At 50.9% G+C, this 2,160-nt stretch carries 2 protein-coding genes; both read right to left on the bottom strand.

Going from position 1 to position 2,160, the window contains the following annotated elements:
- Window positions 1-73: 73 nt before the first annotated feature.
- Window positions 74-745 carry a putative HlyD family type I secretion protein gene (locus G565_RS25355; protein WP_084649507.1) on the bottom strand — a complete coding sequence of 224 codons (672 nt, stop codon included), beginning with the start codon at window positions 743-745 and terminating at the stop codon, window positions 74-76.
- Between the two features lie 64 nt (window positions 746-809).
- Window positions 810-1,769, bottom strand: a complete 960-nt coding sequence (locus G565_RS0120800) for an IS30 family transposase (RefSeq protein ID WP_028672522.1) — start codon at window positions 1,767-1,769, stop codon at window positions 810-812.
- Between the last annotated feature and the right edge of the window lie 391 nt (window positions 1,770-2,160).

The raw sequence follows: 2,160 nt of genomic DNA, 5'->3' as shown, positions 1-2,160 counted from the left end.
CGAACCCTCCGTTCTGCTGTGCCAAACCTTATCAGATCAACCGGCCAAGATAGTTGTCGCTGGACCGGACAAGTTAATTGTCGCTCAATAGACGTCGGTCCAGTGCCTCCCAGGTAGCAATTGAGCCGTTTTCTGCCAACTCCGTATAGACGTCTTCACTGTTTCGGAAAATGGGAAGTATGTCCTGCAGCTTTTTCCGAACTTCACTGGCTCCGGCCAGTTCGGCCTGGGTTCTGCGCAGTGCTGCTTGCTGTTCGGAGACTGCATCACGATATGCCTCCTGATTTGACTCGAGTTGTTCTCGAATTTGACGGTAAACCTCCTCTGGGTCGGCTATTTGCGGGGTGAATTCTTCAGATGAAAGCTCTGCCCGTACACGGCGCAGCTGCAACCGCACGACGGTCAGCTCTCTGGCCATTTCGCCGGTCTCAACCTCGGAGATACGCGCATCCATTCGCATAAGCGCCTGGCCCGCCTCCACTCGCTGTCCCTCGCTGACCAAAATTTCAGCCACACGACCTCCTTCCAGAGGTTGTACAATCTGAACACGATTTTTGGGAACCAGTGTGCCTTCCGCACGGGTCACGATATCCAGCCGACCGAAAAACGCCCAAACCATTATCCCCAGAAGCAGCAGCAACAGCGTCGCCAACATAGCTCTGGGTAATGGAGAGGGAGGTTCCCGCCAAACTGAGAGCAACTTGGGTGAAAAATCCTGAGCGTTGGTAGTATCGCGCTTGGTCATAGTTGAATTTTCGTAACTATTCAGCGAAATAGTATGCGGATTCAAGTTCCAAGTGCATCACAGATTAGCCTGCTAACGCAGCCCTATGATCGTTCATTAATTGGGCTGGGGTTTTGAAGTCCAGGTCTTTTCTTGGTCGAGAGTTAATCCGCCTCAGTGCCTGCGCCACCTTTATCTGCTCAACCTTCTTGAAGTCCGTGTTCTTTGGAAAGTATTGTCGCAGCAAGCCATTGGTGTTTTCATTTAGGCCCCGTTCCCAAGAGCTGTAGGGGTGGGCAAAGTACACCTCGGCCGATAGCGCCTTGCTGATTCTCTCATGGTAAGCAAACTCTTTTCCATTGTCAGCCGTGATGGTGTGAACAACGTCTTCAAATGGCTTGAGCAGCGCTATCGTGGCCTGAGTTACGTCTTCAGCGCTCTTGTTATTAACCCAGGTAGATACTGTGAGCTTCGTCACCCGCTCGACTATTGTCACCAGGGCGCCACTGTGGCCCTTACCGATCACCGTGTCGATTTCCCAATCCCCGATCCGCGACTTGTCGTCAACGACTTGGGGTCGATCATCAATGCTGACGCGGTTCTTTATTTGGCCGCGCGTTGATTTGCCGTTACGACGCTTGTCGTACTTCTTGCCCTGCTGGCGAAGGTGAGTAAATAAATCACCACCAGCCTGCTTGTCTGCCCCTACGTGCCAATAGATGCTTTCATGGCTGATAAGCAACTCTTGCTCATACAATAGCCAGCCCGATATCTGCTCTGGGCTCCACTCTACGCGCAGCTTCGACTCAATCACTGTAATCAAGTCTGGCGTCATTTTAGTAGGCTGTGACGCCTCTGCGCGCCGTTGCTCCGTCCTTTCTTGTGCCTGTTTATGGCGATACCCCCTGGCTCCTGTATTCCTTGCCAACTCCCTGCTCACGGTGGTCTCAATGGTCTCAGCGATCTTCCTTTGGCTACACCCGCTTTTCTTCAGGGCCGATATCTGGCATCGTTGCTCGTAGGTCAGTTGTTGGTAAGTTCTCATCATCACTTAATCTCTTGCCGGAGAAAAAGGGTAAGAGCTTACCTTCAGCTGGCCCCTTCTTCTACCTGATTAGGTGATGCACTTCAGATTTGAATCCGCGGTATTAAAAAAGGGCTTGACAGGTTTTTATGACTTTTCCTGATTGCAAAAATTTTTCACCAACTCCCTGACAGTCCGCCAAATTGGCCTGGCATTGCACGTCAGGGGCGGTCTCATCTATCATCTATAGCCCAGCCGCCTCCAACATTATAAAACGCTTTAGAACACCACACAGGAGAAAAAATCGCCCATAAAAGGCATGCGATAATACTCGCATCAATTAACGGCGGCAGCATTATTTAATGGCTCACAACCCCATCGATATTAATAAAAAAGTTCAGGATGTCGAGCA

The sequence above is a fragment of the Saccharospirillum impatiens DSM 12546 genome, assembly GCF_000423605.1.
GTDB lineage: Bacteria > Pseudomonadota > Gammaproteobacteria > Pseudomonadales > Natronospirillaceae > Saccharospirillum > Saccharospirillum impatiens.
This window is presented reverse-complemented; position numbering and strand designations above follow the sequence as displayed.

What these genes read in the sequence shown, in the direction of transcription:
- G565_RS0120800 (WP_028672522.1), bottom strand. Translation starts at nt 1,769, where the DNA reads ATGAGAACTTACCAACAACTGACCTACGAGCAACGATGCCAGATATCG.
- G565_RS25355 (WP_084649507.1), bottom strand. Translation starts at nt 745, where the DNA reads ATGACCAAGCGCGATACTACCAACGCTCAGGATTTTTCACCCAAGTTG.